Genomic DNA, 7,088 nt, shown 5'->3' with positions numbered 1-7,088 from the left:
GGTGGGTCGTCTCTTGGGAGAAGAAACGGTGGTTCCCGCTTGGGTGTTCGGCCCCCGCTGATGGGATTGGCGTTGAGTGATCCGTGACCCCTCGACAGGCTCGGGGGCCGTGCGGGTGTTTTGCCAAGCTCGGGACCGGCGTGTTCAGTCCCAGCCGAGGGTCAGCCCTGGGTGGGCCACTTCAGCTCGCCCTCACCATTGGCTGGGGCAGCCTGCTGGGCCTCCGGGGCCGTGGCCTCGGGTGCGGACTGCTCCTGCGGTGCGGCCGGGGTGGCCTGGGCCGGGGCCTCGGTGGCGGGCGGCGCCTGGTCGGCCGGGTTCTGCTGGGCGGAGGCGGCGGGATCGGTGGGCGCCTGGGTCGGAGCCTCGTTCAGCACGCCCTGGATCTGCTGGATCATCGCCGTCTCCTCCGGGGAAACTCCCTTGGCCGCGACGGCCACCTGCTCGCAGGCGGCGGTGACGTAGTTCTTCAGCGCCGCTGCGGTGGCCGGATCCTTGCTGGCCACCTGCACCGCCTCGCGGAGATTGCCCAGCAGCTTGCTGACCAGCTCCTCCTTGCTGGAGGCGGTGGGCGGCATGGTCATGCCACCCTTCATCACCGCGACGAAGTCGGCGGGGGCGGAGGCCAGGGCCTTGGAGGCGGCCATCGACTCCTTGAAGGTGGCGAGGAAGCCCGGCTCGGCCTGGGAGACCAGGGCGACGGCGCCCATCGCACCGCTGCGGATGGTTTCGTGCTCTTCTTGGGTGAACTGGCTCATGTCTCCCAGTGTGCGGGGCACAGCGGGGCCGGGACAGGCATATCGCCCACGGCAGAACACCCGGCTCCGGCTCAGGCGCCGGCTTGGCCGCGTGACCCTGTCATCCCGACAGAGCGAATGCCGAGGTCCGGTGCCATGGTGGCAGCGGCTCCCGGTATTCGCGCTGCCGGGACGGTGGGACCAGCGTCGCCAGAGTGTTTCGGGTGGATGGGCCCCGCGGCCCCACCAAGGACCCGGCAGAACGCCCCGTCGGGGCTCCGGGCACGAAAGAGCCGTGGGCCCCACCACACGGTGGGGCCCACGGCCAGTCGTCGAAACAGATCAGTCAGCGCTGGTCCATCGGGACGTAGTCCCGCTTGGTCTGGCCGACGTAGATCTGGCGCGGGCGGCCGATCTTGGTGGACTTGTCGGCGTTCTGCTCGCGCCACTGGGCAATCCAGCCGGGCAGGCGGCCGATGGCGAACAGCACGGTGAACATGTTGACCGGGAAGCCCATGGCCTCGTAGATCAGGCCGGAGTAGAAGTCCACGTTCGGGTAGAGCTTGCGGCTCTGGAAGTAGTCGTCGTTCAGGGCGGTCTGCTCCAGCTCCTGGGCGATGTCCAGCAGATCGCGGCGACCCTCCTTGAGCTTCAACACCTCATCGGCGTGCTTCTTGATGATGTTGGCGCGCGGATCGTAGTTCTTGTAGATCCGGTGTCCGAAGCCCATCAGCTTGATGCCGGACTCCTTGTTCTTCACCTTGTTCACGAACTCCTGGACGCTCATGCCGGAGTCCTTGATCTGCTGCAGCATCTCCAGGACTTCCTGGTTGGCGCCACCGTGCAGCGGGCCGGACAGGGCATTCACGCCGGAGGCCACCGAGGCGTACATGTTGGCCTGCGAGGAGCCGACCAGGCGCACGGTGGAGGTGGAGCAGTTCTGCTCATGGTCGACGTGCAGGATCAGCAGCACCTCGAGGGCGCGGGTGATGGCGTCGTCGATCTGGTAGGGCTCGGCCGGGTTGCCGAAGCTCATCCGCTCGAAGTTCTCGATGTAGCTCAGCGAGTAGTCCGGGTACAGGGTGGGCTTGCCGATGGAGTTCTTGTAGCCGTAGGCGGCCAGCGTGGGTACCTTTGCCAGCAGGCGGATGGTGGCCTCCTCGACGGACTCCGGATCCAGGCCGGTGGTCTCCGAGTTGAAGGTGCTCAGGCCCATGATGCCGGCGGCCAGCACGGGCATCGGGTGCGAACGGCGGGGGAAGCAACGGAAGAAGTCCCGCATCCGCTCGTCGATGATCATGCTCTTGGTGATCTTGTCCTCGAAGGTGGCCAGCTGCTCGGCCGTCGGCAACTCGCCGTAGATCACCAGGTAGGCGGTCTCCAGGAAGGAGGACTTCTCCGCCAGCTGCTCGATCGGGTAGCCGCGGTACTGCAGCACGCCGGCGTCACCGTCGATGAAGGTGATCGCGGACTTGCACGAGGCGGTGCTGGAGAAGCCCTGGTCATAGGTGGTGTCGCCGGACTGGGCCAGCAGCTTGGAGATGTCGTGGCCGTTGTTGCCCTGGGTCGCTTCAAGGTAGGGGAGCTCGACCTGCTTGTCCCCGATGGTGAAGGTGGCGTTCGAAGTCATGGACAGTTCCTCCTTGAACAGAGACCCGCGGGGCCCCGGCCGAGTGGTCAGTGTGTGCGCGAGTGCACGTGGCGCTGGCGTGCATTGCCAGCGGATGGGGCACACGATACCGCGTCGGGGCCCGGCAGGAAATCAAGCATTCTACGGGCTGGTATCCGACGGGTCCCCGCCGGGGTCCGCCCGGCCGGCCAGCCGGGCGGTTCTCCCTGCCACCGGGGGCTTTCAGCGGGCAGGCGTGACCGAGCCGATGGTGTAGAGCATCCGGTTGGGCGTGCCAGCGGTGGGATTGATGATCACATTGCGGGGTGACTGGTTCAGCACCTGGGTGACCACCATGGCCGGGGTCCAGGTGGGGCGGGCCTGCAGCACCAGCGCCGCCGCGCCGGAGGCGAAGGGAGCCGCCATGGAGGTGCCCGAGCTGACCTTGGAGGCCGTGGTGCTGCCAATCCAGGCGGACTGGATCTGCACGCCCGGCGCATACACGTCGACGCAGGAGCCGTAGTTGCTGGTGGGCGACTGGTAGTTGGTGGTGGAGGAATTGGCCACCGTGAGCACCGCCGGGACATTGGCCGGGCCGTAGTTGCAGGCCGGGCCGGGCTTGCCGCCCCGGGGGGCATTGCCGGCGGCGGCCACCACCGTCACCCCGTCGTCGATCACCTTCTGCACCGCGGTGCTCAGCTCCCGGGTGACGGCGCCGCCCAAGCTGATGTTCAGCACGGCGGGGCGGCCGGGCTTGTGGTGCTGCACCACGTAGTCCAGCGCCTCCAGGGAGTCCGACTCGTAGCCGGTGCCGTCGCAGTCCAGCACCTTGATGGGCATGATGGTGGCCTTCTTGGCGACGCCAAAGCGGGTGCCGGCTAGGATTCCCGCGACGTGGGTGCCATGCCCGGCGCAGTCCCGGGGTGCGGTGCCGGGGTTGACCAGGTTGGGTCCGCTGACCACCCGGCCCTTGAACTCGGTGTGCGACGGGTTGATCCCCGAGTCGATGATGTAGGCGGTGACTCCGGCGCCGGTCATCCTGCTGGAGTAGCTGCGGCTGGGCCGGGAGCTCTTCTGGTCCACCCGGTCCAGGCCCAGCGGCGGGTTCACCTGGGTCTCGGCGGCGCGGATCACCCGGTCCGGCGTGACCGAGACCACGCCCCGCTTGCCGCGCAGGGCGCGCGCCTCCCGCTCGGTGAGCGTGGTGGCCATTCCCGGGAAGATGTTGGTGTAGGTGTGCCGGGCACGCGAGGCCCCGACGGAATCGCCGGCCGCCCGCACCGACTGCATGGCGGCCGGATTGCTGAACCGGACGATCCACCGGGTCCGCGGCTGCGGTGCCGCCTCGGCCGGGGCGCTGACCAGGGTGGCAGCCCCCAGGCCGGTGAGCACCGCCAGTGCCAGGGCCTTGCGAAGACGCGGCTCCCGGTGATCCGACGCCTTGGAGCGTGCGCTGGCGGAGCGGCTGCGGAGGGGCTGGGTGACGGTGCGCTGCGACATGTCGGCCTTTGGGGGGGTGGGTGACAGGGCTGGGGCTCACTGTAGATCAGCGGGGCCGGCTGCGGCCAAGACAAGCCCTGATGATTCACCAGCGTTTCCCACGGGGACGGGACGTGGCGTCGGCCGGCCGGCTGACGGATTGTCGTCGGACTGTGCTTTTCTTGGAGCCGACGGCGTCCCAGTGGCCGGCCCACCGGCCCCGAACCCTGGCAGGAGCAGCGCATGACCGAGATGACCCAGTTGGAGGGCAGCTACGCCCTGGACACCAGCAATTCCTCCCTTGCCTTCGTGGCCCGGCATTCCATGATCACCAAGGTGCGGGGGATCTTCACCGCCTTCACCGGCAGCGCCCAGGTGCACGGCCAGGACCCGGCCAGTAGCAGCGTCACCGTCGAGGTGGATGTCACCTCCGTCGACACCGGCAGCAAGGAACGCGACGAGCACCTGGTCAGCGGCGACTTCTTCGACGCAGCCCAGTTCCCGACGATCACCTTCGTGTCCACCGGGGTGGAGGCGGTGGACTCCGACAGCGTGGAGATCACCGGAGACCTCACCATCAAGGGCATCACCAGGCCCGTCACCATCGGCTTCGAGTTCACCGGCACCGCCACCGACCCGTCGGGCAATGAGCGGATCGGCTTCGAGGGGCGCACCGAGGTGAACCGGCGGGACTTCAACCTCACATGGAATGCCGCTCTGGACACCGGCGGCGTGCTGGTGAGTGAGAAGATCACCCTGGAATTCGAGATCTCGGCCATCAAGCAGGCCTGAGCATCCGTCGGACGGTGTGCGCCACGCCAGACCGACCAGGGGCGCCGGGGCGCGCCCGCTCTGCCGACAGAACAGCCCCGTCCACACTCGGTGCCACACCGGGGGACGGGGCTGTTCTGCGGTGGACGAGCTCGGGGGGATCCCGTCCGGGCAGGATTCTGGCAGCGCGCCAACAATTTCGGCAAGTTCGCTTGCGGATGAGGAATCTCTGGCACACAAGACTTTCGCGGCAAGGATGTCATGATGGCCAGCATGCGAGCGACCACAATGCGAGCGATACGTGTGACGGTGCATGGCCGGGTCCAGGGTGTCGGCTTCCGCTGGAGCTGCCTGCGGGAGGCCGAGCGCCTGGGCATCGTCGGCTGGGTGCACAACGACCCCGCGGGCACGGTCCAGGTCTGGATCCAGGGTGAGGAGGCGGCCGTCGGCCGGATGATCGCCTGGTGTCAGGAGGGGCCGCGCCACGCCTGGGTGGAGCGGGTGGATCAGGAGCCGGTCAAGCCCCAGGAGCTGAGCGGCTTCGACGTGCGCTGAACTGGTCCGGGAGCCCGGGGTGGCGTCCCCGGGCAAACCCCTGTTCGCTGTCGGCGTCGCCCAATTCCTGTACTCCTGCGGGATTGAGCCCCTACCGTTGTGAGATGAGGGCCAACGCGGCCATTCGATCACGATCAGGAGACGATCATGACGCAGTACAGCAACGAAGAGAACAAGACCGACGCCGCCAAGCAGGCCGCAGCCGACGCTGCCGCCAAGGCGAAGCAGCAGGCCGACGCCGCGAAGGCCACCGCTCAGGAGAAGGCCGAGGCCGCCAAGAAGGCCGCGCAGGAGAAGGCGGACAAGATGAAGGCGGGCACCGCCGGCGCCCAGGACAAGGCGAAGGAAGCCCAGGAGAAGGCCAAGAAGGCCGCCGCCGAGGCCGCCAGCAAGGCCGGCGAGGCCGTGCACAAGAACCGCGACAAGATCGACAGCACCGTGGAGAAGGCCGCGCAGGCCATCGACGCCAAGACCCAGGGCAAGGCCACTGGCGTCGTGACCAAGGTCAAGGACGTCATCGCCAAGGCGCTGGACAAGACCGAGGCCAAGCGTTCCGCCGGCACCAAGGTGGAGAACGCCGCCGAGGACGTGGCCGGCAAGGTCTCCGAGGTCGCCGACGACGTCCAGGGCGACAATCGCTTCTGATCACCTGAGAAGCCCCAGCAGCATCCGACGAAGCCCCGGCCGATTGGCCGGGGCTTCGTCATGCCACTGGGAGGTCACCCCCAGCCGAGCCGGTGCAGCCGCTCGTCGTCGATCCCGAAGAAGTGCGCGATCTCATGCACCACGGTGGTCAGCACCTCGTCGGCCACCTCCTCCCGGTTCCGGCAGAGCTCCAGCGTGGGCAGCCGGTAGACGAAGATCCGGTCGGGCAGCATGGCGGTGTAACTGCCGTCGCGCTCGGTCAGCGGCACCCCTTCGTACAGGCCTAGCAGTCCCGGTTCCTCGTCGTTGGCGTCCTCGACGATCAGCAGGCAGTTGTCCACCAGGGCCATCAACTCGTCGGGAATCTCCTCCAACGCATCGGCCACCAGTTCCTCGAACTCAGCGGCGCCCATCTCGATCATCGGCCTCACCTCCCCGGCTGGTGGGTGCGTCCTGGAGGAGCAGCGCGCCGTCCGCCACGCACCACCCGACGAAGTCCCGGACATCCTTGCCGCGCTGGCTCTGGGAGCGGTAGCGGGAGCGCTGGTGCGGCTCCTCCCGGATCCGCAGCGCCTCGGTGGCCAGCGGATGCCAGCGCTCGTCCAGGTCGGTCAGGATGTAGCGGCCGGCGCCGCTCTTGGAGGTCATCCGGCCGGTGCGGAGCAGGTGGTGCAGCCGCGCCACGCCCAGCGTGCACCAGGCGATCGCGTCGTCGCGCCGCGCGGCCAGCATCCAACCCAGCTTGAGTTCCTTGGCGGTGCGGCCCCAGTAGTGCGCCAGATTGCGCTGCGAATAGTCCCACAGCCGGCCGGCGTCATGGTTGATCTCCAACCGTTGCGGATCCCGGCCGGTGATCCTGATTCCCCGTTCGGCCAGTTCCGCCCAGCTGACCGGGTTCACGTCCTGCAGACCCGCTGTCGTGAAGGTGCCGGCATGGGCGCAGGGCACGGGCGGGCAATCGGCCGGATCGCGACGCAGGTCCGCCAGCAGCAGGTGGTGCCCGTCGAAGTCATGCTCCGGGAACTCGAACCAGATCTGGGTGTGCGCCGCCTCCAGCGCCTGCAGGTCGTGCACGCCCGGGCGACGGGTGAGCACCGCGGTGAAATCGATGTCCGAGCCCGGGAAGAACTCTCCCCAGGCCAGGGAGCCGCGCAGGTAGAGGCCCTCCAGCAGGTCCTCGGAGGTGTTGTTGAGCGCATTGGTGAATGAGGCACAGATCTGCCGCACCAAGGGGGGCAGCTCGTCGTCCATGGGTTGACCCTAGTGCGTGCCGGGCTCGGGGGGGTTGGGTC

Annotated in this window: 8 protein-coding genes; 3 read left to right on the top strand and 5 right to left on the bottom strand. The window is 68.2% G+C overall.

Features of this window, described 5'->3' with window-relative positions; all coding sequences use genetic code 11:
• Positions 1 to 161: 161 nt before the first annotated feature.
• The 3 genes from AAEX60_RS00465 to AAEX60_RS00455 all read right to left on the bottom strand — a co-directional run bounded on the left by AAEX60_RS00465 (position 162) and on the right by AAEX60_RS00455 (position 3,846).
• Positions 162 to 758: a hypothetical protein gene (locus tag AAEX60_RS00465; protein WP_342100275.1), complete on the bottom strand. Its 597-nt coding sequence runs from the start codon at positions 756 to 758 to the stop codon at positions 162 to 164.
• Between the two features lie 325 nt (positions 759 to 1,083).
• A complete protein-coding gene (locus AAEX60_RS00460) occupies positions 1,084 to 2,367 on the bottom strand; it encodes a citrate synthase (protein ID WP_342100272.1) in 1,284 nt (427 codons plus the stop codon).
• 222 nt (positions 2,368 to 2,589) lie between these two features.
• Positions 2,590 to 3,846: a S8 family peptidase gene (locus AAEX60_RS00455; RefSeq protein WP_342100270.1), complete on the bottom strand. Its 1,257-nt coding sequence runs from the start codon at positions 3,844 to 3,846 to the stop codon at positions 2,590 to 2,592.
• Positions 3,847 to 4,068: 222 nt separating this feature from the next.
• On the opposite strand from AAEX60_RS00455, the gene AAEX60_RS00450 reads away from it, so the two are divergent.
• From AAEX60_RS00450 to AAEX60_RS00440, 3 genes are all read left to right on the top strand, one after another.
• Positions 4,069 to 4,617: a YceI family protein gene (locus AAEX60_RS00450; RefSeq protein WP_342100266.1), complete on the top strand. Its 549-nt coding sequence runs from the start codon at positions 4,069 to 4,071 to the stop codon at positions 4,615 to 4,617.
• 267 nt (positions 4,618 to 4,884) lie between these two features.
• Positions 4,885 to 5,151: an acylphosphatase gene (locus tag AAEX60_RS00445; protein WP_342100264.1), complete on the top strand. Its 267-nt coding sequence runs from the start codon at positions 4,885 to 4,887 to the stop codon at positions 5,149 to 5,151.
• A gap of 147 nt (positions 5,152 to 5,298) precedes the next feature.
• Positions 5,299 to 5,796 carry an Rv0909 family putative TA system antitoxin gene (locus AAEX60_RS00440; protein ID WP_342100261.1) on the top strand — a complete coding sequence of 166 codons (498 nt, stop codon included), beginning with the start codon at positions 5,299 to 5,301 and terminating at the stop codon, positions 5,794 to 5,796.
• A 74-nt stretch (positions 5,797 to 5,870) separates the two neighbouring features.
• On the opposite strand, the gene AAEX60_RS00435 is transcribed toward AAEX60_RS00440, so the two are convergent.
• The gene (locus AAEX60_RS00435; protein ID WP_342100259.1) at positions 5,871 to 6,218 is read right to left on the bottom strand and encodes a metallopeptidase family protein; all 348 of its coding nucleotides are present in this window, start codon (positions 6,216 to 6,218) and stop codon (positions 5,871 to 5,873) included.
• Positions 6,196 to 7,047 (bottom strand): nucleotidyltransferase domain-containing protein, encoded by an 852-nt coding sequence (locus tag AAEX60_RS00430; RefSeq protein WP_342100258.1) that lies wholly within the window; start codon positions 7,045 to 7,047, stop codon positions 6,196 to 6,198. Before AAEX60_RS00430 ends, AAEX60_RS00435 begins: the two co-directional genes overlap by 23 nt.
• Positions 7,048 to 7,088 lie beyond the last annotated feature (41 nt).

Source organism: Luteococcus sp. H101 (assembly GCF_038433155.1).
Taxonomy (GTDB): Bacteria; Actinomycetota; Actinomycetes; order Propionibacteriales; family Propionibacteriaceae; genus Luteococcus.
Note: the sequence above shows the minus strand (reverse complement) of the source record. Positions and strands in the feature narration are given on the sequence as shown.

Excerpts from the sequence above, each read along its gene's own strand:
- AAEX60_RS00465 (WP_342100275.1), bottom strand. The coding sequence starts at position 758 with ATGAGCCAGTTCACCCAAGAAGAGCACGAAACCATCCGCAGCGGTGCG.
- AAEX60_RS00460 (WP_342100272.1), bottom strand. The coding sequence starts at position 2,367 with ATGACTTCGAACGCCACCTTCACCATCGGGGACAAGCAGGTCGAGCTC.
- AAEX60_RS00455 (WP_342100270.1), bottom strand. The coding sequence starts at position 3,846 with ATGTCGCAGCGCACCGTCACCCAGCCCCTCCGCAGCCGCTCCGCCAGC.
- AAEX60_RS00450 (WP_342100266.1), top strand. The coding sequence starts at position 4,069 with ATGACCGAGATGACCCAGTTGGAGGGCAGCTACGCCCTGGACACCAGC.
- AAEX60_RS00445 (WP_342100264.1), top strand. The coding sequence starts at position 4,885 with ATGCGAGCGATACGTGTGACGGTGCATGGCCGGGTCCAGGGTGTCGGC.
- AAEX60_RS00440 (WP_342100261.1), top strand. The coding sequence starts at position 5,299 with ATGACGCAGTACAGCAACGAAGAGAACAAGACCGACGCCGCCAAGCAG.
- AAEX60_RS00435 (WP_342100259.1), bottom strand. The coding sequence starts at position 6,218 with ATGATCGAGATGGGCGCCGCTGAGTTCGAGGAACTGGTGGCCGATGCG.
- AAEX60_RS00430 (WP_342100258.1), bottom strand. The coding sequence starts at position 7,047 with ATGGACGACGAGCTGCCCCCCTTGGTGCGGCAGATCTGTGCCTCATTC.